This is a genomic window from Micromonospora sp. LOL_023, from assembly GCF_048060115.1.
Classification (GTDB): Bacteria; Actinomycetota; Actinomycetes; order Mycobacteriales; family Micromonosporaceae; genus Micromonospora_E.
Map to the genome: position 1 here is coordinate 59,672 of NZ_JBHMIM010000015.1, position 25,019 is coordinate 84,690.

At 67.4% G+C, this 25,019-nt stretch carries 24 protein-coding genes and 2 pseudogenes; 6 read left to right on the forward strand and 20 right to left on the reverse strand.

What is annotated here, in order from left to right:
* Positions 1-155: 155 nt before the first annotated feature.
* Positions 156-1,697: a GMC family oxidoreductase gene (locus ACFHVL_RS10745; RefSeq protein ID WP_416627405.1), complete on the forward strand. Its 1,542-nt coding sequence runs from the start codon at positions 156-158 to the stop codon at positions 1,695-1,697.
* A gap of 95 nt (positions 1,698-1,792) precedes the next feature.
* On the opposite strand, the gene ACFHVL_RS10750 is transcribed toward ACFHVL_RS10745, so the two are convergent.
* The 4 genes from ACFHVL_RS10750 to ACFHVL_RS10765 all read right to left on the reverse strand — a co-directional run bounded on the left by ACFHVL_RS10750 (position 1,793) and on the right by ACFHVL_RS10765 (position 5,837).
* Complete coding sequence (locus tag ACFHVL_RS10750; protein WP_416627407.1) at positions 1,793-2,539, reverse strand: SDR family NAD(P)-dependent oxidoreductase; 747 nt, start codon at positions 2,537-2,539, stop codon at positions 1,793-1,795.
* Between the two features lie 132 nt (positions 2,540-2,671).
* Positions 2,672-3,370 (reverse strand): DUF899 domain-containing protein, encoded by a 699-nt coding sequence (locus tag ACFHVL_RS10755; RefSeq protein ID WP_416627409.1) that lies wholly within the window; start codon positions 3,368-3,370, stop codon positions 2,672-2,674.
* A gap of 98 nt (positions 3,371-3,468) precedes the next feature.
* Positions 3,469-5,016 carry an AMP-binding protein gene (locus ACFHVL_RS10760; protein ID WP_416627410.1) on the reverse strand — a complete coding sequence of 516 codons (1,548 nt, stop codon included), beginning with the start codon at positions 5,014-5,016 and terminating at the stop codon, positions 3,469-3,471.
* On the reverse strand, positions 5,013-5,837 hold the full coding sequence (locus ACFHVL_RS10765; protein WP_416627412.1) for a p-hydroxycinnamoyl CoA hydratase/lyase: 825 nt from the start codon (positions 5,835-5,837) through the stop codon (positions 5,013-5,015). Before ACFHVL_RS10765 ends, ACFHVL_RS10760 begins: the two co-directional genes overlap by 4 nt.
* A 488-nt stretch (positions 5,838-6,325) precedes the next feature.
* On the opposite strand from ACFHVL_RS10765, the gene ACFHVL_RS10770 reads away from it, so the two are divergent.
* The 5 genes from ACFHVL_RS10770 (at position 6,326) to ACFHVL_RS10790 (ending at position 10,370) form a co-directional block, all read left to right on the forward strand.
* Positions 6,326-6,769: an SRPBCC domain-containing protein gene (locus ACFHVL_RS10770; RefSeq protein WP_416627414.1), complete on the forward strand. Its 444-nt coding sequence runs from the start codon at positions 6,326-6,328 to the stop codon at positions 6,767-6,769.
* A 2-nt stretch (positions 6,770-6,771) separates the two neighbouring features.
* Positions 6,772-7,119, forward strand: coding sequence for an ArsR/SmtB family transcription factor (locus ACFHVL_RS10775; RefSeq protein ID WP_416627485.1), 348 nt, complete (start codon positions 6,772-6,774; stop codon positions 7,117-7,119).
* Between the two features lie 202 nt (positions 7,120-7,321).
* A complete protein-coding gene (locus ACFHVL_RS10780; RefSeq protein ID WP_416627416.1) occupies positions 7,322-8,413 on the forward strand; it encodes an alpha/beta fold hydrolase in 1,092 nt (363 codons plus the stop codon).
* Between the two features lie 136 nt (positions 8,414-8,549).
* The gene (locus ACFHVL_RS10785) at positions 8,550-9,977 is read left to right on the forward strand and encodes an MFS transporter (protein WP_416627417.1); all 1,428 of its coding nucleotides are present in this window, start codon (positions 8,550-8,552) and stop codon (positions 9,975-9,977) included.
* A gap of 48 nt (positions 9,978-10,025) precedes the next feature.
* Positions 10,026-10,370 carry a VOC family protein gene (locus ACFHVL_RS10790; protein ID WP_416627418.1) on the forward strand — a complete coding sequence of 115 codons (345 nt, stop codon included), beginning with the start codon at positions 10,026-10,028 and terminating at the stop codon, positions 10,368-10,370.
* Positions 10,371-10,647: 277 nt separating this feature from the next.
* Here ACFHVL_RS10790 and ACFHVL_RS10795 read toward each other — a convergent pair.
* The 16 genes and pseudogenes from ACFHVL_RS10795 to ACFHVL_RS10870 form a co-directional block, all read right to left on the reverse strand.
* Positions 10,648-10,872: pseudogene (locus ACFHVL_RS10795) on the reverse strand (IS1634 family transposase); the annotation flags it as partial.
* Positions 10,873-11,195: 323 nt separating this feature from the next.
* Positions 11,196-12,374 carry an acyl-CoA dehydrogenase family protein gene (locus ACFHVL_RS10800; RefSeq protein WP_416627487.1) on the reverse strand — a complete coding sequence of 393 codons (1,179 nt, stop codon included), beginning with the start codon at positions 12,372-12,374 and terminating at the stop codon, positions 11,196-11,198.
* Between the two features lie 37 nt (positions 12,375-12,411).
* A pseudogene (locus ACFHVL_RS10805) lies at positions 12,412-13,474 on the reverse strand (carbohydrate-binding protein).
* A 14-nt stretch (positions 13,475-13,488) separates the two neighbouring features.
* On the reverse strand, positions 13,489-14,064 hold the full coding sequence (locus ACFHVL_RS10810) for a family 43 glycosylhydrolase (protein ID WP_416627419.1): 576 nt from the start codon (positions 14,062-14,064) through the stop codon (positions 13,489-13,491).
* Positions 13,955-14,518, reverse strand: a complete 564-nt coding sequence (locus ACFHVL_RS10815) for a hypothetical protein (protein ID WP_416627420.1) — start codon at positions 14,516-14,518, stop codon at positions 13,955-13,957. The genes ACFHVL_RS10810 and ACFHVL_RS10815 overlap by 110 nt, the downstream gene beginning before the upstream one ends.
* A gap of 163 nt (positions 14,519-14,681) precedes the next feature.
* Positions 14,682-14,891, reverse strand: a complete 210-nt coding sequence (locus tag ACFHVL_RS10820; RefSeq protein ID WP_416627421.1) for a hypothetical protein — start codon at positions 14,889-14,891, stop codon at positions 14,682-14,684.
* Positions 14,892-15,030: 139 nt separating this feature from the next.
* A complete protein-coding gene (locus tag ACFHVL_RS10825; RefSeq protein WP_416627422.1) occupies positions 15,031-15,765 on the reverse strand; it encodes a hypothetical protein in 735 nt (244 codons plus the stop codon).
* A gap of 14 nt (positions 15,766-15,779) precedes the next feature.
* A complete protein-coding gene (locus ACFHVL_RS10830; protein ID WP_416627423.1) occupies positions 15,780-16,496 on the reverse strand; it encodes a hypothetical protein in 717 nt (238 codons plus the stop codon).
* On the reverse strand, positions 16,475-17,068 hold the full coding sequence (locus ACFHVL_RS10835) for a family 43 glycosylhydrolase (protein WP_416627425.1): 594 nt from the start codon (positions 17,066-17,068) through the stop codon (positions 16,475-16,477). The genes ACFHVL_RS10830 and ACFHVL_RS10835 overlap by 22 nt, the downstream gene beginning before the upstream one ends.
* Before the next feature lie 103 nt (positions 17,069-17,171).
* Positions 17,172-19,601: a DUF4132 domain-containing protein gene (locus tag ACFHVL_RS10840; RefSeq protein WP_416627427.1), complete on the reverse strand. Its 2,430-nt coding sequence runs from the start codon at positions 19,599-19,601 to the stop codon at positions 17,172-17,174.
* Between the two features lie 14 nt (positions 19,602-19,615).
* Positions 19,616-20,011, reverse strand: coding sequence for a hypothetical protein (locus tag ACFHVL_RS10845; RefSeq protein WP_416627429.1), 396 nt, complete (start codon positions 20,009-20,011; stop codon positions 19,616-19,618).
* 11 nt (positions 20,012-20,022) lie between these two features.
* Entirely contained in the window at positions 20,023-20,415 is a 393-nt protein-coding gene (locus tag ACFHVL_RS10850; RefSeq protein WP_416627430.1) for a DUF1622 domain-containing protein, read from the reverse strand.
* A gap of 103 nt (positions 20,416-20,518) precedes the next feature.
* On the reverse strand, positions 20,519-22,237 hold the full coding sequence (locus ACFHVL_RS10855; RefSeq protein ID WP_416627431.1) for an insulinase family protein: 1,719 nt from the start codon (positions 22,235-22,237) through the stop codon (positions 20,519-20,521).
* Positions 22,234-23,187: a hypothetical protein gene (locus ACFHVL_RS10860; protein ID WP_416627432.1), complete on the reverse strand. Its 954-nt coding sequence runs from the start codon at positions 23,185-23,187 to the stop codon at positions 22,234-22,236. The genes ACFHVL_RS10855 and ACFHVL_RS10860 overlap by 4 nt, the downstream gene beginning before the upstream one ends.
* A gap of 109 nt (positions 23,188-23,296) precedes the next feature.
* Positions 23,297-23,506: a hypothetical protein gene (locus tag ACFHVL_RS10865; protein WP_416627434.1), complete on the reverse strand. Its 210-nt coding sequence runs from the start codon at positions 23,504-23,506 to the stop codon at positions 23,297-23,299.
* 99 nt (positions 23,507-23,605) lie between these two features.
* Complete coding sequence (locus ACFHVL_RS10870; RefSeq protein ID WP_416627488.1) at positions 23,606-24,883, reverse strand: ATP-binding protein; 1,278 nt, start codon at positions 24,881-24,883, stop codon at positions 23,606-23,608.
* Between the last annotated feature and the right edge of the window lie 136 nt (positions 24,884-25,019).

Consider the following 25,019-nt stretch of genomic DNA (forward strand, 5'->3'; position numbering starts at 1 on the left):
GAAGCTGTCGGCACGCTGAGCAACGGTGGAGAAGTAACCGGTATTGGCAACTGTAATGCTCATCGGGGACCCACAAAAAGACCGTGCTGGAAGCGCATCCACGCCTGATCGAGCACCGCAGGATCGCCAACCTCCACTTGCCGAAGGACGCCCTGATGAGTGAATTCCATTACCTGGTGGTCGGAGCCGGATCGGCTGGCGCAGCGTTGGCTGCGCGGCTGAGCGAGGATCCCGGGCGCAAGGTGCTACTACTGGAAGCTGGCCCCGACTACGCGACCATCGCGGAGACGCCACGCGAGATCCTCGACGGCAGCGCGATGTCGATGTCCGCGTTCGACTGGCACTACAAGGCTGAAATCACCGACCGGCGACGCATCATCTTTCCCCGCGGAAAGGTCGCCGGCGGTTCCTCCGCTGTCGGCGCCACCATCGCCCTGCGCGGCACTCCGAACAACTTCGACGAATGGGCGTCGATGGGCAACCCGGCCTGGGCCTGGGACCAGGTGTTGCCGTACTACAAGCGGCTGGAGAACGACCTCGACTTCGACAACGAGTACCACGGGCGGGGCGGCCCGATCCCGATCCGCCGGTGGAAGCCCGAAGAGTTGGCCCCGGTTCAGCATGTCTTCCACGAGGCAGCGCTCAAGGCCGGTTTCCCCGAGGTCGAGGACCACAATCACCCGCAGGCCAGTGGGGTCGGACCGATCCCGTCGAACCGCAATGACACCCGGACCCGCTTCTCCACCGCCATGGGCTACCTGGCCATGGCGCGTGGGCGACCGAATTTGACCATCTACTCGGGGGCACAGGTCAACCGGGTGTTGTTCGAAGGCACCCGGGCGTGTGGCGTCGAGGTGACCAATCCGGCCGGCGGAATCGAGGAGATCCACGCCGGCACCGTCGTACTGGCCACCGGAGCCGTCAGCACCCCGGCCATCCTGATGCGCTCCGGCATCGGTCCCGCCGCAGACCTGCAACGGCTCGGCATCGACGTGCTGCTCGACCGGCCCGGAGTGGGCGGCACTCTGATCGATCACCCCCGGACCGGCGCCTTCATGGTGCCGAAGGAGGGCACGTTCAACCCCGAGGACGCCTTCCTGCAGACGATGGTACGCACCACCGCACCCGGCTCGACGGAATTCAACGACCTGCAGTACTACATGATCAACCACTTCGACCTGACGCTCTTCCCCGAGCTGCAGATGCTCGCCGCGGCGAAGACGATATTCGGTGTGATGGTCGTCCATCAACGGCCGCAGTCCCGGGGACGGCTGGTGCTCACCTCCGCCGATCCGGCGGCTCCGCCGGACATCGACCTGAACTTCCTCGACACCGAGCAGGACATCCAGATCCTGGTCGACGCGGTCCGCACCTGCTGGCAACTGATGCAGACCCCGGGCATCGTCGACCGGGGAGACCGCTTCGTCGTCCTCGGCGAGGACATGGCCGCCGACGACGAAATGCTCGGTCACTACGTCCGGCTGAGCCTGGACAGCGGCTACCACCCGGTCGGCACCGCCCGAATGGGCAGCGCCGAGGACGCCGACGCGGTGGTCGACGAGCGGCTGCAGGTGCACGGCATCGACAACCTGTACGTCGGTGACGCCTCGGTCATGCCGTCGATCGTCAACTGCAACACCAACCTGACCTCGATCATGATCGGTGAGCGACTCGCCGACTCGCTCCGCGCTTCCTGATCCCGCCCCGGCCGATCCTGGGCGCCCCGCGTGCTGATGCCCGCGGGGCGCCTTCCTGTCGGGCGCACCGGATGTGGTGCGCCCGCCGGGACGGGTCAGGAAAGCTTGCGCAGTCCCGCGCCGTTGAGCTCGTAGCCGGCCGCGACCTCGGCGGCGCCCGTTCGGACCAGGTCCACCATCGCCGTTCCGGCGAGCTCCGGAGTGAGCAGCGGGCCGATCCGGTTGACAAAGTCCTCCACCGGCCGGCCGGCGCGCGCAGCGTACGCCTGCACGGCTGGTAGACCGACTCCGGTCATCGGCGCGAACCGGGGTAGCACCGTGGTGAAGGTGATGTCCAGGCCTGCCCGGTTCGCCTCGTCCTGCGCGTACCCGGTGATGTAGCGCTGGGTCGCCTTGGCTCCGGCGTACCCGCCGCTGAGCGGCGATCCGCCGAGCACCGCACCGCTGCTGATCACCACTACCCGGCTGCCGGGCCGAAGTGGCTTGAGCAGCACCTCACGCAGCCAGTGAAAGGTGATCCGCACGTCGGTCTCCCAGTTGACCGAGAAGGTCTCCCAGGTCTGCTCCTGCAGCGGACGCATGTGCGGAGTGGCACCGGCGACCAGCACGACCGTCGACGGCTCGTACCGATCGATCAGGCTCGCCGGCACCGTCGCCGCGCCGGCGTCGGTGGTCTCGGTCCGGATCGACCCGGCACCGTTGGACGGCTCCGGGAACTCCGTCGTGGTCCGCGACACGGCGATCACCGGGGCGCCGGCCTCGGCGAACGCGACGGCGATCCCGTGGCCGAGACCGCGGCTCGCGCCGACGACGATGGTGGTCCTTGCGGACATGTCACTCATGCTTCCTCCAACTTTCGGTGCTGCTGACTCTCGGGCCGGTCGACCCGATAGACCCTCGACACAGGGCTGACGGCTCCGGCTCCTGGCGCATTGCGGGCGCGCCAGGAGCCGGAGCCGTCAGCGGTTCGTCGACTACTTCTGATACCTGGTGCCGTTCCACCAGTTGCTGCCCGGCACGGAGGCGTTCTCGGCGTCGTAGCGGTCCTTGTGACGCCACCAGTCCCAAGGGTGTTCGAGCTCGTCCTCGCGCCGCCCCAGGTGGGTGATGTCCAGGTAGTTGTAGAAGCTCTTGAAGATGTCACCGCCGCGGTCGAAGATCGAGTACGTGAAGAAGACGTCGTCGCCCTCACGATAGAACGCGCTGACGCCGGGTGACTCCCCCTGCTCGGTCGACACCTCGTAGTCGTAGTTGAACTCGCTACCGAACGACGAGTACCACGGGATGTCCCACCCCATGCGGGCCTTGAACGCCTGGAAGTCTGCCAGCGGGGCCCGGGAGATCATCACGAAGGTGGTGTCCCGCGCCCACATGTGCGACAACTCGCCGACACTGTCGGCCTGCATCGAGCAACCGATGCAGCCCTCTTCCTGGCCAGGCGAGTACATGAAGTGCCGCACGATCAGCTGACGACGCCCTTCGAACAGGTCGAGCAACGTCAGCGTGCCGTTCGGCCCTTCGAAGAGGTAATCCTTCTCCACCTTGACCATCGGTAGATTGCGACGCTCCTCGGCAATCACATCCCGCGCCTTGGTGACCTCCTTCTCCTTCTCCAGGAGAGCGGTACGGGCTACCAGCCACTCTTCTCTTGACACTACTTGCGGAAGGTTCATTACAACTCCTCAGGACTTCCGGCGGAACCGTCCGCCTCCAGACTGCCAGAATTCGATTGTCGAATCCCCTTCGAAATTGCGTACCGAGTTCCGCAGCTTCAAGCGACGCGATCCCGCTCCTTCAGGCGCCGGCGCTCGATCTTGCCAACCGGCGTACGGGGAATCTCGTCGACGAACTCGATCTGCCTGACTTTCTTGTACGGAGCGACCCGCGCGGCAACGAAGGTCATGAGGTCCTCCGCACTGACCGCCTGCCTGGCGACCACGAAGCCCTTCGGGATCTCGCTGGCCTCCTCGTCCGGCACCCCGATGACCGCCGCGTCGGCGACATCCGGGTGCGCCATGAGGACCGCCTCGAGTTCCACCGGCGACACCTGCTGCCCCTTGTATTTGATGAGCTCCTTGATGCGGTCGACGATGAACAGCTCACCATCGTCGTCGACGTAGCCGAGGTCGCCGGTGCGCAGGAAGCCATCGGCGTCGAGCGCCTGGCGGGTGGCCTCGGCCGCGTTGAGGTACCCCTTCATCACGTGCGGGCCCCGGATGAGGATCTCGCCGTTGTGATTGGGCCCCAGCGCCGCACCCGTCGTCACGTCACTGATCTTGAACTCGATGTTCGGTGCGGCCCGACCCACCGATGCGGGCACCACCGGATCCTCCAGTTGCATGAACGAGGTCATCGCCTCGGTCATGCCGTACCCCTGGGCGATGTGGCAGCCGAGGCGCTCCCGGCACATCTGTGCGATCTCCGGGTCGAGGGTGGCACCGCCAGAGACGATGGAACGGATCGACGACAGGTCGTACCGCTGCACCAGCGGGCTGCGGGCCAGCAGAACGGCGAGCGTCGGCACGATGTAAAGCCGGGTGATCCGGTGGTCCTGGATCGCCCGGAGGTACCCCTCGGGATCGAACCGCGACATCGTCACGATCGTCGCCCCCTGCAGCAGGCTGGCGTTCAGGACCATGATCATGCCGAAGGCGTGATGGAACGGCGGCATGGCGAGGACCATCTCGTCCTCACCGAGCGGCGCGACCAGGCTCGTCTGCTGCACCGTGGCGACGACATTGCGATGCGTCAGCATGACGGCCTTGGGCGATCCGGTGCTGCCGCTGGAGTGCAGCAGCAGCGCGACCTGTTCGCTCGGGTCGACGCCCGACGTCATCGGTACGTCACTGCCGTACAGCTCCGACATCGACGTCACGCCGTCGGCCGCACCGATGACGACGAGCTCCTCCACCTTGGTACGGCCGACAAACGACCTCGCCTTGTCCACCTCGGGCGGCACGGTCACCAGCAGTCGGGCGCCAGCTTCGTCGAGATGGGAGGCAAGATCGTCCGCCGTGTCCAGCGGGTTCAGCAACATGGCGGTGCCGCCGGCCAGGACCGCCGCGTGGACGGCGATCGGGTACTCGGGCACGTTGGGCGCGAGCATCGCCAGCACGTCACCGCGGCCGAAGCCCCGCGCCCGCAGCCCGGCGGCCAGCCGCCGAACCGCGCTGGCGAGCTGGCGGTACGTGTACCCGTCCCCGCCCGAGAGGTCGACCAGGGCCGGCCGGTCACCGTACTGATCCGCGTGGCGCAGCACGTACTCCGTCAGCGCGAGGTCCGGGATGTCGACTCCCAGACGCTCAGCGGTGAATATCATGATTTCACCTCGGCCCGGCTGTACGAGCTGAGTCCGGGTTGGAACGCTCGCTTCTCGAACTGCTTCAGCGCGACGTTGATCCACTCGTTGCCGCTGAGTCGGGAGAGCTCCCAGAGCTTGGCCTGGTCGTAGTCGATCGCGGTCGGCAGATCCATGGTCGTTGTGCGCTCGTAGACCTGCTTGGCCAGTTCCAGGGTGATCGGGTTCTTCTTTACGATCTTGCGGACCAACCGGTCGGTCTCCGCGTCGAGTTGGTCGGCCGGAACCGCCTTGTTCACCAGGCCGTACGCCTCCGCCTGCTGACCGGTCATGGTGTCCCCGGTTAGGATGTAGTACAGCGCCTGCTTGCGGGGCAGGTTGTGGGTGGCCGCCCAGGTAGCCCCACCAGCGGGGAAGATCCCGAAGTTGATCTCAGACAGCCCGAACACGGCGCTCTCGGACGTGATCGCCAGGTCACAGAGGCCGGTCACCAGGAATCCACCGCCGAAGGCGAAACCGTTCACCTTGGCGATGGTCACCGCCGGGAACGCCTTGAGTCGCTTGAACCAGTTGAGCGCCACCAGGTTCGTCCGGTAGAACAGCTGTGGATCGTCGAACGGCTGAAGGAAGCACTCCTCCAGGTCCATACCCGCGCTGAAGCTGTCACCGACTCCGGTGATGACGACTGCCTTGACCGTCCCGGCCGCCTCGATCGTGTCGAGGACCTGGTTCATGTCCCGGTGCATCTGCGGGTTCATCGCGTTCTTCTTGTCCGGGCGGTTCAAGTAGATGGTGGCCGTCGGGCCGTCCAATTCGAGCTTCACCGTCTCCAGCACGATCATCTCGACTCCCTCTCCAATCGACGAGCTGCACTCAGACGCGACAATGGCCGCCTCGCCGCCCTGATCGAGGGGCCCTGACGGTGGGCCCTTTTGCCGGGGCAGGCTTCCGTATGAGCATCACAAGACGAGGTCCAGAACGCTTCTTTGGTGTTGCCCTGCCGACGTCACCACAATGCCCACTTGTTGCCGGTGACCGACCTCAGAATTGCCTTCCGTGCAAACGGATCCAGAAAATCTGCAGAAAAGGGACAGGGATCCGAGACAAGGCACTCTCGGAGATGACACGAACACATCGGACGTCGAGAATGGTGGACACCCACGCCTCCGGTATCGCTGCGACCGACTCCCCTGACCCGCCGAGGCCGCCACTGGGCCACGCGCCCGCGCCGAGAGGCCACCCGGACGATGGTGCAACCCATGGGTTGCACCATCGTGGGCGACGTGCCACCATGGGGGGCAATCAACGACGATGGTTCAAGGAGTCACCAATGAGCGAAGACCGGATCGAGCGGGAGACCCTGATCGCGGCACCGATGGAACGGGTCTGGTCACTGGTGGCCGAGCCCGGCTTCTGGGTAGCGGACGAGGCGACCGTGGCCGGCACCGTGGCCAAGGCGGGCGAGTCCATGGTGGCGCGCAACCCTGAGTACGGCGACTTCCCCGTTCAGGTGGAGAAGGTCGAGCCACCAACCTACGTGGCGTACCGCTGGGCCAGCGCGTTCCCCGGCGACGAACTGCGCGCGGACAACAGCACCCTGGTGGAGTTCACCCTGACTGCGGAGGGCGACAAGACGCGGCTCCGCGTCGTGGAGAGTGGATTCGCCGCGCTGGCCGCCTCCGCGGAGCAGCGGATCGAGGCGCGGAAGAACAACGACGACGGCTGGCCCCAGGTCTTCGACGCGTTCAAGAAGCGCGCCGAGGCACCTGTGTGACGGTGGAAAGTCGCGGCGAGGTCGAAGTAGTCGACAGCGTTCTCGTAGCGCTGGCCGATCCGACCCGACGGCACCTGCTCGACTTGCTCGCCGATCAGGGCGAGGTCACCGCGACGATTCTTGCCAGGCAACTCCCGGTCTCACGACAGGCGGTCGTCAAGCATCTCGCAGTCCTGGACGCCGCCGGATTGGTCTCAAGCAACCGCGTGGGACGCGAAATGCGGTACGCCGTACAGTCTGCGGCTCTGGACAAGACCGTGCGATGGATGGCCGCACTAGCTGCGAACTGGGATCGGCGGCTGGCAACCATCAAACGGGTCGCCGAGGCCGCGGAGCGGGATCCAGGCTAGTACCTCAGCGAACAGACAATTCGCGGCCCAGTGGGTACGCCCGTACCCACCGGGCCGCGACCGGGACGACCCGAGCAGCGCCAACCGGATCGCGCCGAAACAGCGCACCTGACGGTTCCGTACGGTTCTGCACCGTAGCGAGAGTTTCACTTCGACCTTCCCAAGGTTCTTCGATGCCGGCTTCCAGTCGAGCAGATCGGCTATGGGCAAGGAAGGAGTGGAATCGGCTAGGGCATGGGGGAGAAGATTTTTCGGTGAAACCACTTCATGCAACGGAGAAGGAAGGTACACCGTGAGCAACGAAGATTCGGCACTGGCCCGGGAGACGACGAACGAGATCCGGCACCGCGATGTGCAGACCAACGGCATCCAGATGCACATTGCCGAGCAGGGTGAAGGGCCGCTGGTCGTCCTCCTGCACGGATTTCCGGAGTCGTGGTACTCGTGGCGCCACCAGCTCCCGGCTCTGGCTGCGGCGGGCTACCACGCCGTCGCACCCGACCTGCGCGGCTACGGTCAGACCGACCGACCGGCAGAGGTTGAGCGGTACTCGCAGCTGCACCTGGTGGGCGACGTCATCGGCCTGCTCGATGCGCTCGGCGAAGAGCAAGCGGTACTGGTGGCACATGACTTCGGTACGTCCGTCGCTTGGAACGCGGCACTCATGCGGCCCGACCGCATCCGCGGCGTGGTGGCGCTGAGCGTGCCCTACCTGCCGCGTGGCGCCGTCAGCGCGCTGACGGCGCTGCGGGGAGCACTCGGCGACGGCTTCTACATGCAGTACCTGCAGGAGCCCGGAACGGCCGAGGCCGAACTGGAACGGGACGTGCGTTCCAGCCTCACCCGCTTCTTCCACTGGGGCTTCGGTGACTCGCCACAGGCAGCAGCAGCGGCCCTGCCAGTGATCCCGGCCAGCGATGGTCTCCTCGACATCATGCCGGAGGCGACGGCGGTACCCCGTTGGCTGACCGACGGCGACCTCGACTTCTACACCGCCGAATTCAGCCGGACGGGATTCTCCGGCGGCCTGAACTGGTGGCGGACGATCGATCTGAGCTGGGAACTGACGGCACCGTGGCAAGGCGCAACGATGACGCCTCCAGCGTTGTACATCCACGGCGACCGAGACGGAAGCATCGGGCTTCCCGGGATGGACCAACTGATCCCCAACCTGCGGTTCCTCGTGCCGAACCTGACCAACACGGTAGCCCTGCCAGGGGTAGGCCATTGGACGCAACAGGAAGCTCCGGAGGAGGTAAACGCGGAACTATTGAAGTTCCTCGCCGGCCTCTAGAAATCCGCGAAACAGGACTGGTCCATGCTCTCCGGACCTTATGCCGGCATGCGGAAAATAGGTACCCGAGGTTTCGGCAAGTCCGGAGAGCGTCCTGACCGCTGGATATCGGATTCCTCAAGGAAGGGATCGCACCTTGACCACCATCGCGTCCGCTCCGCCACGCTTCAGCCGCCGCCAGAGAATGACCATGCTGGTGCTACTCGCCGCCGCATTTGTATTTGCGGCCGACTACTCGATCTTGAATGTAGCCCTCCCGGAGGTCGGCGCAGGTGTCGGGCTGGGATTGACCGGGCTACCCTGGATCGTCTCTGCATACACGCTTCCCGCAGCCGGATTCATGCTGCTGTTCGGCCGGATGGCGGATCTCTTCGGCCGTCGTCGACTTTTCCTGTCCGGCATCGTACTGCTGGCCGGAGCCTCACTACTCGGCGGCTTCGCCGTCAACCCCGAGATGCTGCTGGCCGCCCGCGCCCTGCAGGGCACCGCTACCGCCATGGCGGTGCCTGCGGCACTGTCGCTGATCACCACCTCGTTCACCGAAGGCGGCATGCGTGAGCGGGCGCTCGGGCTCAACGGGGCGATCCTCTCTGGTGGCTTCACCGCGGGTGCACTGATCGGTGGCACCCTCGTGAGCCTGCTGAGCTGGCGGGCCGCGTTCTTTATCAACATCCCGATCGCCGCGGCGATTCTTGTGGTCACACCGCTGCTGATCAAGGAAAGCAGGATACCTGAGCGGGTGAAGCTCGACGTCCCTGGCGCGGTAGCCATGACCGGCGGTCTGCTGGCCGTGGTGTACGCGATCCTGGAAAAGAGCATCATCTGGGGCGCCGTAGGAGCGGCGCTGCTGATTGCCTTCTGGATGATCGAGGTGCGTTCACCCGCGCCGCTGGTGCCGGTCCGCTTCCTCAAGCAACCCAACGTGAAGTGGGGAAACTACGCCGGCCTCGTGATCTTCTCGATGGAAACCGGCATGATCTTCCTGATGACGCTCTACCTACAGAACGTCCTGGACTTCTCCCCAGTGGCCACCGGTCTCACGTTCGGCGTACCAGGCCTGGCGGCGATCGCCGCTGGACCGATCGCTGGGCGCATCCTCGGGCGCTACAACAGCCGTACGGTCCTCACTCTGGGGCTGGCTCTGCAGGGCCTGCTGATCCTGCCGCTGGCGTTCCTCAGCACCAACCGACTGGCGCTCCTGGTCTTGATCCCCGCGCTGTTCATCGGGTTCTTCGTACATGTCACCTGCATCGTGTCGTACACAGTGGTCGGAACCTCTGGTCTGCCCAATGAAGAGCAGGGCCTGGCGACCGGACTTGCTTCGATGACCCAGCAGGTAGCCCTCACCATCGGCGCGCCGATCATGGTGTCGATCGCGGCGACGCAAAGCGTCGAGTTGACCGGGCTCCAGCTCGCGCTGGGCGTGAACGTGGCGGTGACTCTGGCCAGTTCGGCCCTGATCTGGGTTGGGCTACGCACCCGCGGAGGGGACAGCCAGACTACAGTGACGGAGGCGCCAGCTGCTAAGGAGACTGGTCAGCCCATGGCCGCCTCTTTGGACTGAGGCCAGGCAATGCCACCCCACCGGAAAGTTCCCGACAAGGAGATTTCAATGCTCACACCCAAGCCCAGCAGTATGCTTCTCGGTACGACCCGACCCGACGAGCTACGGGAGTGGTACCGCAAGACCCTGGCACCGGAATACAGTGGTGAGGGTCCGATCGACCTCGGCGGCTTCCTCCTGGTCATCGAGGGGCGCGACGACGTCGACGTCAAGAACAACGAGCCAGGGCGTATGATCCTCAACTTCCACGTCGATGACTTCGATGCGGTCGAGGCGCAACTGAAAGCTGCCGGCGTCGACTGGCTCCTCCCCGTGGCGGACCGCCCCTCCGGCCGCTTCGGGACGTTCGCCGACCCGGACGGCAACTACCTGCAGATCATCCAGTTCAAGTAGGACACTGGTTGCGCACCACGCGTACCGGACGAATGCCCGGCCAGCCTCCCTCCGCTGGCCGGGCATTCGGCGTCGCTCCGACAGGGGTTCGGCGGCGGCGGGGCAGGCGAAGCCCTCGTAGCAACCGCCACTGGCCGCCAAGAGTCGCCGCGCCGAGATGGCGCGGCGACTCTTGGCGGCCAGCTGACTTCGGTCATTTCGCTAGTGCCTGATGCTCGGCTGGTGGTGATGGCGTCGATGATGGACTGCCGGCCGGGGCCGATCTGGGGTGGGAACGTCTGGGTGGCGTTTCGCGGGTCACGGCCAGGGCGGTGAACACGATGGTCAGGTGCGCCTCGATCGCGTCTCTGCGGTGGTGGACCGTGGGCCGGGCGGCGAGGTCGGTCTTGGACATGCGGAAGGACTGCTCCACGTTCCACAGGTCGTGGTGGTGGGAGATCACGTCGGCGGGGCTCATCACGCTGTGGGGGATGTTGCTGACGTAGCCCTTGAGGCCGACCAGCTCGAAGCAGCCGATCTCCAACGGGAACCCCTCTTACAGCACCCGCGGCGCGGCGACCACCGCCGGCCCACGCTCCGACGAACCCCCAGCGCCGAACAGCCCCGCGTCGCTGGCCGGGCCGGGACGGGCCGACCAGCGTCGTTCTCGGCGGGCCCGGGGCGATACCGAGGTCGAACTCGCCCTGACAGGGATCGGCGAGCAGTTCGCGGGCGCCGTCGCGCCGAAAGCCGGTGACCGAAGTCAGGTCGTGGCAACCACCGACGGAACCACCGCAAAACCCCGGGACCGCTGGTCGTCGACGGCCAGCGGTCCCGGGGAACCGGCTAGATGAACTGCGTGTTGGGCGGGAGGCCGCAAAGCACCCGGCCGTAGGTTTCGGTGTTGCTGTCCGGGCTGAACATCGGGTGCACGCTGATCGCGTGGATGTCTCGCACGATCCGCTGGATCGGCTCGCTCTTGTAGATCGAGGAGCCGCCGCTCGCTGCGGCGAAGATATCCACCGCCTCCTTGGCCAGCTTCGTGGCCCACCCTTCGTCGGCCCGAACCCGAGCGCGCTCCTCCATGGTCCACGGCTCGCCACTGGCGGCCTTCGCGTCCACCAGGTCTGCGGCGTGGTACGCGTGATACTCCGCCTGCTCGGTCTTCATCACGGCCGTACCGACCTGGATGTGCGTGACAGGCGCCTCTGCCTGGTGCTCGTAGTCGGTGTACCTGATCGGACGGTTCGGCATCCGCTCGAAGAAGGCCTCGCGGGCAGCCTTCGCCATGCCGACCAGGATGCCGACGGTAGCGGCCGAGCCAGCCAGAATGGTCGGGCTACGCCACATCGGCGAGTTGGCGCTCAACTTCGAGAGGCTGTTCGGTCGAATGGCGGAGGCCATCGGGATGATGTGCGTGTCCGGAACGAACACGTCCTTCGCCACTGTGCTGACGCTACCGCTAGCGCCCATCCCCGACGTATACCAATCGTCCACGATTTGCAAGCTCGACATCGGCACCGCAACAATGACGGGCTCGGGGTCGGCACCCGGTCGCAGCATGATCGTGGCCAACTCCTGCCAATCGGCGTGCCACGCACCGCTGACGAATTTCCAGGCGCCGTTCAGGACGGCTCCACCATCCACCGGAACCACCGTACCGCTCGGACTGACTGCACCGCAGATCCGAACATCTGGAGAGGCGAATACCTCGTCCTGAGCTTCGTCCGGAAACAGGCCGACGATCCAGGACGCGATCCAGTACGTGGAGACCGTCCACGCCAGCGCACCGTCCGCCCGACCCAGCTGAATTGCCACGTCCACTAGTGTCCGGGTGTCGGCCTCGTAGCCGCCGTATCGGGCCGGCATCCGCAGTCGGAAAATGCCGGCGTCGACGAGTGCCTGGATGGACTCGTCATGGATGCGGCGATTCTCCTCCGACCATTGCGCCTTGTCTCTGAGCGCCGGCACCAACTCCGAAGCGGATCGTTTTGCCTGTTCCAGCGTCGGTTGATGTCTCGATATTTCAGCGATGGACACCTTCAGCCTCCAGTTGAAGAGCCTACAACGTGAATCGACCATCGCATACGCGGAAGCATTGCGCCTCTTCCGGATTGCCACAAGATGCGGCATCGCTTGCAATCGGCTGGTCAGGGGCATTTTCTGTCTGGAAACCAGCTGACCGTTGGGCGGCCCAGCGTTGGCCGGGCCGCCCTGCTCGCGTGATCAGTCGCAGATGTGCGTTTCGTACGGCACGTCCAGCGACATCGACACCAGCTCGCCGTCGACCCACGCCGACGCGGTCACCGTCGCCGTGCCGGCCGGGACGACCGCCCCACCGGTCGGGAAGGTCCGCGCCTTGCTCGTCGCCGGCTGTACGTCGTACTCCTTCTCGCCGTACCCGGTGGTGACCGTGCCGGTGATCCGGGCCGTCCGCCGCCGGGGTCAACGACCACGAGTCGACCTCGAACAGGTCGTCCCCGGCCGGTCCGACGAAGGTGAAGTACACGTCGTGCACCCCGGTGACCCCGTCGAGGGAAGCGGTGAGCTCCGTCCCACTCGCCCAGCGGCCCGTCGACGCCGATGGTCGCCACCACCGGCGCGGTGACGTCGCCGAGCCGGAGCTGGATCGACCCGCCGTCCACCAGCGGGCGGACCTTCGCCGTCAGGCTCGCGGCACCGGCGCCGAAGTCCACCGAGGAGAGCGCAGTCCAGTCGCCGTCGTCGACGTCGCGCACCACCAGGTTGGGCGCCGCGTCGCCGAACTGCGGCGACCCGCCGTCGACCTTCGCGGTCGCGACACCCTTGCTCCAGCCGAACGTCTCGGCCTCGAAGACACGGTACGGGTCGAAGTCGCGGACCTGGTCGACGCCGGCATAGGTGCCGACGACCTGCTGGATGGTGCCGTTGGAGTTGAAGGTCAACTCCTGGATGTGCGGGCTGCGGTAGCCCTGGGTGGTGTTGCCGTTGATCCGCTTGTTCAGCGTCGGGGCGTGGTAGGTGAAGTAGGATCTGCCCTCGTACTCGAACACGGACTGGTGGTTGTTACCGCCGGTGCCGGCCCCGAAGAACTGCAACTGGTTCGGGAACAGCACGCCCGCGTAGGTCTCCTTCGGCCACGACATCGGGCCGTCGGAGATCAGGTAGCCGATCTGGCCGCCGCCGGGTAGCCGGGCAGCGGCGTCTGGTTGCCGCCGAAGTCGGGCCCGCCGAAGTGCGACGAGTACGACAGGTAGTACCTGCCGTCACGCTTGAACACCTGCGCCGCCTCGAAGGCCACCGGGGCGTCCACGACCGCGGCCGTGCCCTCGGTCGACACCATGTCGTCGCCGAGTTCGATCGCCCGGAGGTTCTTCGGGTTGTTGAACCGCTCCGCCGCCGGCATGCTGGTCGACGCGGGGCCGCCGCCGAAGTAGAGGTACTCCTCGCCGTCGTCGTCGACGAACGGAGCCGGGTCGAACTTCCAGGCGACATCCTCGGCACCGGGCGTACGGCCGTCGATCAGGGTGCTCGTCCGCTCGCTGGTCCACGGGCCGAGCGGCGACCCGCCGGTGATCACGTTGCTCGATCCGCCGCCGTTGGCGTAGTAGAGGAAGAACTTCTCCTCACCGTCGACCACCTTGCGGGCCATGCCGGGCGCCCACGAGTTGTTGGTGAACGGCGCTACCCCGTTCAAGCCCGCGACCTGGATCTCGCCGTGGTCTGTCCAGTTCACCATGTCGGTCGTGGATATCACCGTAATCTGGTTGATGTCGCCATAGTTGATGCCCGGTGAGACGCCGGTAGCCGGGTTCGGCGCGTACCCCTGGGTGTCGTTGGTCAGGTACAGGTAGACCCGGCCGTCGTGGACGAAGCCGTACCCGTCGGCCCCGAACTTGTGCGATCAACGGGTTGTGTTCGCCGGGCAGCTTGCCGACGACCTCGATGGTCTTCGACGGTGCCGCCGGCGGCGGGGCGCCGACCACCGACACGTCGTCGAGCGTGAAGTCCATCAGGTGCAGGTCCGAGTCCGCGGCGGGGTTAGAAGTCCACGGCGTCTCAAAGAACAGCCGCGCCGTCGCGACGCTCTGGCTCGCCGGGATGGTGAACTGCCCGGTGAACTGGGCCCACTGGCCCTTGGTCGCGGTCACGCTGACCAGGTTGGTGTAGGTGGCCCCGCCGTAGTGCATCGTGGCGAAGAACTGCTTGGTCGCCGGCGAGGCCTCGTTGTCGTACTTGATCCGGGCCGGTGAGGGTGTACGTCTGTCCGGCCTGCACCTTGCCGGTCAGGTCCTGCATCGGGCCGGATCCGGTCGTCACCCGGTCGGTGACGAGCACCGCGGTCGCGCCCGTCTAGGCGTCGTCGGTCGGCGTCAGCGTTGCGCTGTCGGTGGCGTTGCCGTTGTTGACGAACCAGCCGTCGAGTCCGGCTTCGAACCCGCCGTTGACGACGAGGTCGGAGTCATCGGCGTAGACCGGCGACGCCGGGGCGACGAGCCCGGCGGCGATCAGGGCGCCGACCGCCGTGAGCGCGCCGACCCGTCGCCGGGCCGTCATTGTCACGTGTCGTCTCACGAGAATCCTCTCTGAGTGATTCCGGTTTGGTGGGTTGAGTTCGGTCACTGGCAGTTCTGCGCGGCGTACGGCACAGTCACCGTCGCACTGACCGGGGTACCGTCGACGCGTGCCGTCGCGGTCACCGTCACCTCGCCGGCCGACATCGACGCCACACCGGTCGGAAAGGTCCGCACCTTGCTCGCCGCCGGCGCGACCCGTACTCCTTGCTGCCGTACGGCGAGGTCACCGCGCCGGTCACCCGGGACGGGGCGACACTGGTGAGTTCGACAACCAGTTGCGCCTTCTTCGCCAGGCAGCGGCTCGACGCGGTGACCGACAGCAGTCTCGGCACGTCGAGCCGGAGCACACCGAGCCGGGCCAGCTGGTAGCTCAGTGCCCGCTCCGGCGCGTCGATCTGGTTCTGGGTGCCGAACTGGCCGCCCCGCGCGATCACCGCGGCGTCGAGTGCGGCCCGCATCGCCGCCCGGGCGTCCGCCGGGTAGTCGGCCTCGGACAGCGTGCCGGCGTACGCGATGGCGTCGTCGAGGGCGCCGGTGTCCAGCAGCCGGCCCTGCGCGGTCAGCACGTCGCTGAGCAGGTAGTGGTCGAAGTCGACCTGCCCGCCGGTGCTCTGGGTGGCGTAGTTGAACAGCCCGAGGGTGTTGACGCCGGCGACGCGTATGACCGCCACGTACGAAAAGCCCCGGTTGTACGCGGCGAGGCCGGCCACGTCGCCGTCGCGCATCCGGGAGATGTCCATCCTGGTCTCGACGGACTGGCGTAGCCCGAAGGTACGCTGCGACAACGTGTTGCGGGCCTCCTCGAACCAGGCCAGCTCGGCCCGGTTGGACAGCTTCGTGTAGACGTACCCGCCGGTCACGACCTTGCCGGTGGTCAGTCGCAGCCAGCCGTTCCGTCGGTGAGCGACCAGTAGCGGTTGTCCGGGCCGTGGTTCCACCCCCACGCCATGTCGAGCCAGGACCCGTTCGGGGTGATCTCGGCCTCGGTCGGGTGATCGCCGGTCGGCGGCGGGGTCGGGATCGTCCACTGCTCGTCCTGGTACGCCTTGTGCGGCGCGTCGTTGGCGAGGTCGTCGGAGACGACGATGCTCTGCTGCCGATGGAACAGCTCCTCGGCCGGGCTGAGCTGGACCGGCTTGGCGCACGTGCCGCCGACCGGCACCACGCCGTTGGTGCCGAAGACCGGCCAGCCGTCGGACCAGGTGGCCGGGATCAGCGCCGGGATGCGGCCGATCGGGAAGGTGTCGCGGAAGAACATGCCGTGCCAGTCGGTGCCGCCGTCGGCGATGGCGATCGGCACCAGGCTGCCCTGGGCGAAGCCGTTGGAGTTGAGCACCCTACGGGCAACGTATGTGTTAACGCCACCGGCCGAGGTGGAGCGGCCGAGCAGCTCGGTGGAGCGGAACATGACGACCTGCCGGCCCTGCCCGGACGGCCAGGTGATGAGCACCGCGCAGTTGTAGTCGTCGATGTAGTAGAACTGGGCGCCCTCGAACAGTCCGCCGATGAACGGCTGGCCGGCGTAGTCGGCGGCGGTGAAGATGTTCGGGTAGTTCCGCTCGATGGCGGTCAGGTCGGCGTTGAGCCGCACCGCGCTGGTGCCACCGGATCCGTAGAAGATGTACGGGGTGCCGTCGACGTCGAAGAACAGCGACGGGTCGTGCAGACCGCGGCCGAGCGCGGTCCGCCGCCAGGCACCATCGTCGATATCGTCGGTACGGTAGACGTACGCCCGCCGAGGTTGTTGGTGTTGAACGCGACGTAGAACATGCCGTCGTGGTAGCGCAGCGACGACGCCCACTGGCCCTGGCCGTACGAGTTCTGCCCGTTGCGCAGCGAGAACGAGTCGCCGATGCTTGCCCGGCCGAAGACGTAGTTGACGATCTCCCAGTCGACCAGGTCGTAGGACTTCATGATCGGCGCACCGGGGCTGAGGTGCATCGTGGTGCTGATCATGTAGTAGATGTCGCGGCCCTCGTCGTTGTCTGCGGCCGAGACCCGTTCGACGCTGATGTCCGGCACGTCGGAGCGCAGCAGCGGGACGGAGTAGCTGCCGTCGCCGGTGTCGGTCGACGTGTACGACGAGCGAGGCAACCAGGTCTGCTGCTGCGCGGCCTGCGCGGGTGCGTCGACGGGGGCGAGTACGGCCCCGACGAGCGCCACGGTCGCGGCGACGCCCAGCCGGCGGATGCGGCCACACGGGTGATCGCCAACAGGTCTGCAGGGTGGATGAAGGCAGGGATCCGGCCGGCGACACCGAAGCTCACTATCGGGCCGACTCGATCTGCTGGACGATCGTCTGATCGGTGATCTCCGAATCCTTGGCCAGCAGCATCGCCTTGCTGAGGATCACCGCGAGGACCCCGTCGCCCTCGAACGGCAGGAACTCCTGCTGCCCGGCGGCCGAGGCCGACCGCGACGTCGACCGGTCCGGCACGATGCACAGGTACCGGTCGTTCGGGCTCATCAGGATGTTCCCCGAACCCAGATGGATCTTGTAGGTGCGCAGCTCCCCCTGAACCACCAGGAACCGGCCGTCGACGCTGGCCTGCCTGCCGACCGCCAGCCGGGGCAGCAGCCGGACCAGCAGGTCCCGGCGGGTCTGGGCGGTCGCCGACAACTCCCCGAAGCTGTACGACGTCCAGTAGTCCCGGTACCTGCCCTGCGGTCCACCGTCCGACCAGGTCGGGTCGTTGCCGACGCTGGACACCCCGACGAACAGGTCGACGTCGCGCATCACCTCGCTGAGCACCAGCGGCGGCACCCGATCCAACGGCAACGGCTCGGCCGGATCCGCGTCGCCGTGCCGCCACATGTCCCGGCTGTAGCCACCGCCGGAGGCGTGCGCCGAGTTCGCGGCGGCGTCGATCGGATAGAACCGCACCTGATCGGTGACCAGCCGCAGATAGGATCCGGCGTCGGTGGTGTCGACACCGTAGTCGTCGCCGATCCCCTCCACCCAGTACTCGGCCCGCAGACCCCACTGCGGCAACTCCCGCACCGTCGGCGGGTAGTCGTCGTCGACCATCAGCCGCAGCTTGTCGGCCCAGCCCCGGGCGGCGGCCAACGCGTGATACTGGTGCTGACGCAGGATGTGCCCGGCGAACCGGTTCGAGTACGTCCCGGTCGTCTCCTCGGCCGGGGTGAGCAGGTACACCTCCCGGTGGGCCTGCTTGAACGGCTGCACCACCCGGTGCCGCTCCAGCCAGTCCCGCCAGGCCACCACCTCCGGCACCGGCCGGCCGATCGGATGCCACAGTTGCACCGACGCGTCGGCGGCAGCGCGCACCGGGGCGTCGTCGACCGTCCGCAGCGCGTCATCGGCCCAGCCGCACGGCACCCCGTCGACCAGCCACAGCAGCCGCCGGGCCAGCGTGCCGACCAGCGGATGGTCCAGGTAGCGCTCCCGCCACACCGACATGGTCCAGCCGCGCCGGGCCAGGAACAGCCCGTCCAGCCGGGCGGACTGCGCCGCCAGCATCCCGGTCACGTCCTTGGCAAGCGCCTTGACGTCCGCGACGACCTGCGGATGATCGCGGCGTACCGCCGCCGGTGGGCTCTTCACCGCCCGGCCGGACTCGCTGAACCAGGTCACCGTGGTGGCCGTACCGCTGACCTGAAGCTCGACCCGGCAACCGCCGGCCGACACCTCGTGCCGGCCGACCTCGGACAGGCCGTAGTCGGGCACCGCCAACTCCTCGATCTCGCCCCGGCTGATGCCCAGGGCCGCCGCACGGGCGTCGAGTGCCTTGTCGACCTCCTTGCGGGTGCCCTTGTAGGTCAGCCGCGCCGACAGCCGGGCAAGTTGCGCCAACGCCGCCTCGCTGTCGAGCCGGCCGAGCACCCCGACCGCCGCGTTGGCCACCTTCGGGCTGGCCGGCCCGATCCCCGGCAGCCGACGCAACATCACCTCGACCAGTGCGCCCAGCTGGCGGACCTGCCCCAAGGTCGGGTCGGTCAGCTCTACCAGCCAGAGCAGACCACGCAACACGTCCGCGTTCGCCGCCGCCGGTGGCTGCTCCGGCGTACGGCACGCCAGGCCCAGCCACCGGCTCAGCGCCGCACCGGCCTGGTCCGGGTCGACCTCGGCGAGCAACTTCCGCGCCTCGGTGGTCCAGGCGGCCGGGGGCCGCACCGTCACCGCGCCACTGGAATGTGCCACCAGCCGGGGCCAGACCGGATCGAGCGTAGGCAGCTCGGCCAGGATCTGCCCGGCCCACGGGTCCTTGGTGGACAACGGGGCAAGACCCAGCTCGACCATCAGCTGGCGCAGCCTCGCGCTCTCACCGGACCGGTGGATCACCGTCCGCAGCAGCGCCTCGGGCAGCCCGCCAGCGACGGCCAGGCGGCGGGCCACCACCTCCAGCGCGCCGGCCGGGATCCAGATCCACTCCCGAACCGTGAATTCGGCGATGACCTGGGCGTCTGCCTCGGTCAGGTCGTCCGGCAGCCGCCGGGCTAGCCGGGAAAGGACCTCCATCGCCGCCCACGACCGTCGGTGCCCGGGTGGGGTCGCCTCGATCATGACGCGCACCAGGCGTACCAGATCCGGCCGGGACAACGGGCGCATCGCCGCCCATGCCGCCTTGCTGTCCAGCGCCTGTTTCGAATGGGTCTGCAGGTAGCCGGCCAGGTCGGCCATCTCGCCGGCCGCTACCAGCTCGCCGACCCGCTCGACCCGCCAGATCGATCTCATGCCCGTCGTGGTCATCAGCCACCGACCAGCGCGACGAGCTTGAGGAAGGTGACCTCGGTGTCGCGGCGCAGATCGACCACCTCGTCGAGCTCCTCGATCTGCCGGTCGCCGACGAGCACCACGAACCCGTTGCGGCTGAACGCGGTCTCGGCCAGGGCGACCTGCTTCTCCGGGTCGACCCTGGGGCGCGGTCGGGCGCCCGGGTCACCGTTGAGCGCCCGCTCCACCGGGGTCGGCTGCACCAGCGCCCGCCGGGGCGTCGCCTCGGCGGCGTGGTACTCGGCCACCTCCTGGTGGATGCGCCGGCGGATCAACTCCCGCAGCGTCAACCGCTCCTCGAAGATCCGCAAGGCCCAAGCGGGGGTACGCGCACCCGCCGTGCTCTCGTCGACAAAGGTCACCATCGCCATGGCGCCGGAGTCTACGAACCTCCTCCGACAGATCCCGGGCCGGCCGGGCCGTCGCTGGTGGTGGCCCGTTTGCCCCACGGCCACCGGCCGTCGATCTCGACCTCCAGCGAGAAGCTGAGGAAGGTACGCACGACGACGATCAACGCCAGGACGCCGACGCTCTCGAAGGTCGGCGAGATCGCCACGGTCCGGATGATGTCACCGGCGACGAGAAACTCCAGGCCGAGCAGGATCGCCCGGCCGATGTTCTGCCGGTAGCGGCGGTAGTTGGCCCGCAGGCCGTGCTGGCGAATGACGTCGCGCAGGTAGACCACGCTGCCCACCAGCAGCCCGGCGATGATGATCAGCACCCCGACCGCGTCGATCGTCGTTCCGACGATCAGAACAACCGACTCGAAGTCCATCCGCTGGTCGCTACGCCCGGTGGGGCTTCAGGGTCGGTACCGGCATACCAATACGATAAATGGCGCGAAACGGTCTTAGTGCCGGATTTCGGGTTTGCGCCGTTCAGTAGGCGTTCTTCCATGCCTTGAGGAACGCCCGGCCGAGGTATCCGACCGCCATCCAACTGCCGATCGCAGGCAGCGGCCGGAAGCCGACCGCTCCGACGATCATGGCGATGGTCAGCCCCAGTACGGCGGCCCCGACGACAACCGTGACCAGCCCCAGCGCACCGACATTCAACTTCTGTCCGCCGCTCAGCCCCCGGAACCGGTCGATCGCACCGCCTGCGGTGGCACCGGCCTGGGTGTACCGGCCAGGGGACCCGCCAGCAGTCTCCGGTTGCGGGATCTCCTGCGGGTCACGGGCCGGCATATCGACCCGCAGCTGGGCCGGGACCGCCGCGTCGGCCAGCTCGGCGGTGGCACCCTGATACACCGTCGGTTCCAGCCGGATACTGACCGCGTCGTCGCCGATCAGCTGGCGGCCACCGTCCGGCCAGGCCAACATCGCCGCACAGCGGTCATAGCGAACCGACGCCACCTGCCCGGACTCGCTGACCAGACTGACGCCCTGCGCCCCGATGACCAGGCGCTGGCCGTCCAGCCCGCCCAGTCCCCGGTGGCTGGTGCCAGGCAGCAACCCCACCGTGCCCGACTCCGCCTCCACGAAACCGGCCCAGTCGGCACCACGCCCACGGGGCGTCATCAGCAGCGCCGACTTCAGCGCGGTCGTCGCCACCGCCTGCACCGACTCGACGGTGACCTCCTTCAGCTGCCGGGTCCGATCGTCGCTGGACGAAACCGGTTGGCCGGTGAGCAGATTGAGCGCCATCGACGGCAGCCGGGCACCATCCGCTTCGATGCTGGACAGCGACGCGGTGGCCTTGCCAACCACCGCAGCCACGTCCGTCTCCTCGATCCGGCCGACCCGGATCTTGGCAAGCACGTCGACGAATCCACCAAGGACCGCAGTCTCCTTGCCCGTCGGGGCGTCCGCGACAGCCGTGATCACCGCATTGCCGTCGCCGCGTGGCTCGTAGTGGGCTGCCGTCGTGTACGACAGGCCATCGCGCTGCCGCAGAGCCCGGAACAGTTCCCGCTCCAATACCCCGCTGAAGACAGTGGCGGCGGCTCCGGCGGGCACCACCATGTCGGTCGCGGTCGCCCGACCGGGGCCGTGGAAGTAGGCCGGCGTCGTCGGCAGCGCCGACGACGCGACAGGTGCCGGCATCCGGCTACCGGTCGGCAGGTCCAGCCGCAGGCCCGACGGGAGCTCCGCGCCGGCCAGCCAGAGGACCGCGTTCTCCCGGGTGAAGTAGCGGGCCGCCCATTCCTGCAGGTCCTCGTCGGTGATCACGGGCAACCCGAGCTCCGCGAAGGAACCCAGCCCGTAGTCGCGGGCACCGTGACGCCACAGCGGCAACTGATCGGTCGTCGCTGAGGTCCGGCCGGCCCACTCGGTGTCCAGGATCGCCTTCTCGGTCGCCATGCGGTGCACCGGCAACTCTCGCAGCGAAGCACACACCCCGGTCAGGAAGGTGGTGATGTCATCGACGGACCCCTGCAGGTGGAAGTGGGTGACGACGCTGCCGGTGGTGCCGTTGTAGTGGTAGTCGGCGGCACCCAGCGGATGCAGGACCAGATGTTCGAGCAGGTGGGTGAGGCCACGGCGGGCCAGGGTCTCGTCGGCCTGACCGACCCGGAACATCAGTCCGGCGTGGGTGGGTCCTCCGGTCGGGGCCAGCAGCGCCGGGACCCCGTCGACGTCGAGTTGCCGGATCATCGTGCCTCACCTGCGGCCTTCGTCGCGAGCTCACGGAACCGTCCGAACGATGCCACCGGGTTGTTGACGTACGCCCAGGCGTCGGACGCGATCACGTTGCCGACCGCCGCGAAGTGCGGCGCGGCACCAGCGTGGTCACCGATCACGCTGAAGATCATGGCGAAGGCGTTGTGCGCCTCCACCCACCCGTACACCCGGGTCGCCGCCGGGTGCAGCACGGACCTGGCGGCGGCGTCACGCAGTTCCTGACGCACCTGCGGATCCTTGCGGAAGTCACGCAGCGCGCTGCCTTTCAGCTCCAGCCACTGCTCGGCGTGGGCCTCGGCGACGAGACGCCCGTTGAGGGCACCGGACGGGGCGGCGGCCACCGACTGCCGGGCGAAGGCGAGCATCTGCTCGAACGAACCGCCCCACTTCGGACATAGCTGCTGCAGCAGTTGCCGCTGCCCGGCAAGGTGATGCGGATCGGTCTCGGCGAGCCGGTCGTAGCGGCGACGGACCTCGGCCTGGCCGAGCTGCAGGCCACGGGCGGTGACCAGACGGTACGACCAGGCCGCACAATTGTCTGGGTGGTACGCGGTCGCGTCGATGAGGACACGTTCGGCGATCCGCAGGATACGGAAGAACTCGCGGAACTGCTCCTGGCTGACGAACTCGGCGCGAGCCCGGGTCCGGACCGCCCACGCCTGATTGATCAGGCAAGCGCCGAGCAGAGCCGCGGCGGTGCCGTCGGTCGGGTCAGTGTCGTGTTGGCGCCGCGCCACCTCGTGGGCGGCGTCGACCGTGCTGGCGTACCAGATCAGATCGGTGCCGGCCCCAGGCGGCTGACCAATGATCAGCTCCGACGCTGCGGCCCAGTCCGCCTTGTCCAGGGCAGCACGTAGCTCGACGTTTTCGGGGTAGCTGGTGCTCAGATCTGTGGTGAGCGCAAGGGGTGGCGCGGCAGGCATGCGACGCATCGTATTTGGCCAGGTCGTCGGGACACCATCCGGCCGGCCAGGGTGGGGTCAGGCGTGGAGAGCAGACCACCCCTCCTTTGGCCGAACTTCGCTACGGGATCTACTTGACGGAACGCGCCGAGCAGGAAGGAAAACCGTGATGGCCTACACGCGCTGGAGCAACGTCCGTAGTGCATACGTCGATCGGGCCGGTGGCGAGCAGGCGGTCGAGGCCGGCAAGCGGGAACTGCTGGCCACCGTCGTCGGACACCGCCTCGCCGAGGTACGCAAGGCCCGAGGCCTGACCCAGCAACAGGTCGCCGACCTGCACCCCCTCATCGGGTCAGGGTGGGGTGAGGCCGATGGTGGTGGCGAAGCAGGTCAGGTCGGGGGTGGGACCGGCCCGATTCCCCTTGGTGAAGGGCCGAGGTCAGCCTCTGACGGGTGTCCAGAGTCGGTCGACGGGCATGATGTGAATGCGGTCTTCGTAGGTGAACGAGCGTAGTCCGGTGCTGAACGCCACGCCGGCGATGAACCTGTCGCCGAGTGCGTCCCGTAGCGCCCGGAGGCCTTTGAGGTCTGCGCCCGCGACGCGTTCGTTCGCCTTGACTTCGAACGCAAGGACCTTGCCGTCGTCGAACTCGATGACGTAGTCGACCTCGTCGCCGTTATAGGTGCGCCAGTGCCCCGTAGTTACGTATTCGTCAAGCCAGGAGGCCTGCTTGCGAAGCTCGCCGACGACGAAGCTCTCGAGGAGGTGCCCAAACTCCGTCAAGGCGGTCGGGTCGAGTGTGGCGAGTTTGGCGGGGGAGACTCGCAACAGCCGGGCGGCCACCCCGGTGTCGACGACATGCACCTTCGGTGATGCTGCGGCTCGCGCGCGTAGCGTCGTACCCCAAGCAGGGAGTCGGTCGACGAGGAAGAGGTCTTCGAGGAGGCGGACATAGCCCTCGATAGTCTTGCGCTCACCTGTGAGGCCCTGGGACACGCTGGTCAGGTTGAGTACCTGCCCGGTTCGTCCAGCCAGTCGACCCAGCATCTCGCGCAGCATGCTGCGCTGCCGTACCCGGACAAGCTCGATGGCATCGCGCTCCAGCGACTGGCGGACGTAGTCGTCGAACCAACGATCGCGCGCGGGGCCTGTGCGGCGCAGGGCCAAGGGGAACCCTCCCGCGGAGAGTCGATCGACGTACTCCGTCCGGGTGGTCGTTGACGCCGGCCAAGCTGCGACGGTCGCGTCGGGCGCTGCGCGAAGCGCCGGCAGGAAATTCTCGTGGACGCCGCCGATCTCTCCTTGTGACATGGGCCAGATCGTCATGGTGTGCAGGCGGCCGGTGAGCGCCTGCGCGGTGCGGGGCAGCGCGTCCTGGCGGGTCGACCCGGTCAGCGCTGCGGTACCCGGCCGGCTGCCTTCGCGGTTGAGTCGAGCCTTCAACGCGTCGAGGATCTGCGGGGCGTGCTGATACTCGTCCACGCAGAGCAGGCCCGGCGCAGTGACAGCTGTCTGCGGGTTGGCCACCACGGCGTCGCGGATGCCCACCTCGTCCAGGTCTAGAACGGGGACCCCATGCCGGTCGGCGAGAGCGCGCAGGACTGTGGACTTGCCAACGGAGCGAGGGCCGTGTAGAGCGATGACCGGCTCCACCCGGAGCAGGTCATCGAGCAGCGCAGAGACTCGCCGCTGTGCGATCCCGGCGAGTGGTTCCATCACCCCGGTCCCCTCCGTAGGAGGAAGTACCAAATCCCAGGATGTCAAACTACCATAATCCGAGGAGTGCAGATACCAAGATCTCAGCAAGCTAACTACCAAATCTCGAGCACTTCGCAGGAGTTGCGCTCCAGCA

Excerpts from the sequence above, each read along its gene's own strand:
- ACFHVL_RS10770 (WP_416627414.1), top strand. The coding sequence starts at position 6,326 with ATGAGCGAAGACCGGATCGAGCGGGAGACCCTGATCGCGGCACCGATG.
- ACFHVL_RS10745 (WP_416627405.1), top strand. The coding sequence starts at position 156 with ATGAGTGAATTCCATTACCTGGTGGTCGGAGCCGGATCGGCTGGCGCA.
- ACFHVL_RS10870 (WP_416627488.1), bottom strand. The coding sequence starts at position 24,883 with ATGGAACCACTCGCCGGGATCGCACAGCGGCGAGTCTCTGCGCTGCTC.
- ACFHVL_RS10860 (WP_416627432.1), bottom strand. The coding sequence starts at position 23,187 with ATGCCTGCCGCGCCACCCCTTGCGCTCACCACAGATCTGAGCACCAGC.
- ACFHVL_RS10845 (WP_416627429.1), bottom strand. The coding sequence starts at position 20,011 with ATGGCGATGGTGACCTTTGTCGACGAGAGCACGGCGGGTGCGCGTACC.
- ACFHVL_RS10850 (WP_416627430.1), bottom strand. The coding sequence starts at position 20,415 with ATGGACTTCGAGTCGGTTGTTCTGATCGTCGGAACGACGATCGACGCG.
- ACFHVL_RS10840 (WP_416627427.1), bottom strand. The coding sequence starts at position 19,601 with ATGAGATCGATCTGGCGGGTCGAGCGGGTCGGCGAGCTGGTAGCGGCC.
- ACFHVL_RS10790 (WP_416627418.1), top strand. The coding sequence starts at position 10,026 with ATGCTCACACCCAAGCCCAGCAGTATGCTTCTCGGTACGACCCGACCC.
- ACFHVL_RS10855 (WP_416627431.1), bottom strand. The coding sequence starts at position 22,237 with ATGATCCGGCAACTCGACGTCGACGGGGTCCCGGCGCTGCTGGCCCCG.
- ACFHVL_RS10755 (WP_416627409.1), bottom strand. The coding sequence starts at position 3,370 with ATGAACCTTCCGCAAGTAGTGTCAAGAGAAGAGTGGCTGGTAGCCCGT.
- ACFHVL_RS10750 (WP_416627407.1), bottom strand. The coding sequence starts at position 2,539 with ATGAGTGACATGTCCGCAAGGACCACCATCGTCGTCGGCGCGAGCCGC.
- ACFHVL_RS10780 (WP_416627416.1), top strand. The coding sequence starts at position 7,322 with ATGGGCAAGGAAGGAGTGGAATCGGCTAGGGCATGGGGGAGAAGATTT.
- ACFHVL_RS10760 (WP_416627410.1), bottom strand. The coding sequence starts at position 5,016 with ATGATATTCACCGCTGAGCGTCTGGGAGTCGACATCCCGGACCTCGCG.
- ACFHVL_RS10765 (WP_416627412.1), bottom strand. The coding sequence starts at position 5,837 with ATGATCGTGCTGGAGACGGTGAAGCTCGAATTGGACGGCCCGACGGCC.
- ACFHVL_RS10815 (WP_416627420.1), bottom strand. The coding sequence starts at position 14,518 with ATGCACTACGGCGGGGCCACCTACACCAACCTGGTCAGCGTGACCGCG.